Annotated in this window: 1 pseudogene; it reads right to left on the bottom strand. The window is 70.3% G+C overall.

From position 1 onward, the window contains the following. Window positions 1-1,334, bottom strand: a pseudogene (locus tag ACFHVL_RS31255) (hypothetical protein); the annotation flags it as partial. Window positions 1,335-1,467: the final 133 nt, after the last annotated feature.

Here is a 1,467-nt window from a genome sequence, read left to right on the forward strand (position 1 = left end):
GGGGTGCCGGTGGCGGCGTCCCACACCCGCACCGTCTCGTCGTCGCTGGCGGAGACGATGACCGGGCGGCCGTCGAGCTGCCCCACCACCACCGAACGCACCAAACCGGTGTGGCCGGTGATGGTGTGGTGGGGTGTGGGCAGACGGCAGGATGCCCAGTCGGTGGCGAATGGCAGCGGTAGGCCGCTGTCCGCGATCGCCTGGGCGAGTTTCGGGGCGCGCGCACAGCGGGCGGTGAGTTGCAGGTAGGCAGCGCGCTGGCCGGTGGGGGCGGTACGGATCCGGGCGAGAGCGCGGCGGTAGGCGTCAGCGGCCGCGTGGCCATCCGGGGTACGAGTGTGGGGTAATGCGGCTGCCAGCGGAGCCGGGGGCGTGTCGAGCAGAAACCGCGGCTGGGTGATCAGTGCGTCGAGGCGGTCGGTGCCAGCGGCGTGGGTGGCGATGGTCGCCGCCGTGTACGGGTGGGCGCGGGACCAGTCCGGGGTACCGTCGACCAGCCGGGGGACCCGGTCGGCCAGGACATCGACAATCGTGGCCTGGTCGGCTTCGGTGTCGCGGTCCTCCCGCAGGTGCTCGGAAAGGGATTCGTGGTACAGGCGGTACACCGAGCGGCGGTCGAGGCTGGTTTCGATGATGTAGTAGCCGGCCTGCTCGATCAGCCATTCCAGGTCGGTGTTCGTGCACGGCCGTCCGGTCAGCGCATGCACGAGTCGGGGCCACAGGTCTTCCCACGGCAAGCCGGTGGCTTCGGCGTAGGCGAGGGGTAGCAGCAGGTCACGGGCGCGGGAGGCCTGGCCGCGCAACCGCTGGTCGAGATCCTGGCTCATCGCGTCGGCGGCGTGCCGGGGAAGCCCGGCCCGCCATGCCGGATCGTAGGGATTGGCGACCGGTTCCGGGCGCAACGCGAGGCTGCGGGCGGTGATCAACGCGACCAGGAAGGAGTCACCCGCGCTAGCCGCGACTGCGTCGGCGACCGCGTCCACGAAGGCCGCGGGCTGTCCCCGGTACGGGGAGGTGTCGACCAGTTCGGTCAGGCATCGCCGTGCGTACCGGTGCACACTGTGGCGGTCGGCGAACTCCGGGCGGTCGAGATCCATCAGCCGGACCGGCTGGCCTAGAGCGTCGACCAGATGCGATCGGGTGCCGATCATCATCCGCAGCGGTATCCGCCCGGCGGCGGCCACCAGCGGCGCTAGGACCTGCTCCACCACCGGAGAACCACGCTCACGCCGGGCCTCGCCGCTGTCGACCGCTTCGTCGACCGCGTCCACGACCACGACGACCGGCTCAGCATCACGGGCGAGCCCACGGACCAGGGCGTTGACCGAGTCCACGCCGCCGATGTAATCGACGCCGGCCGCCTCAGCCTCGATCCACCGATGAAGGTTGGACCGGCAGGACCCCGGATGTAGAAAGTGCCCTCTGAACTGGAAGGATAGGAGTTCTGACGCTTCTATCGTTCGGTTC

It is taken from the genome of Micromonospora sp. LOL_023 (assembly GCF_048060115.1).
Taxonomy (GTDB): domain Bacteria; phylum Actinomycetota; class Actinomycetes; order Mycobacteriales; family Micromonosporaceae; genus Micromonospora_E.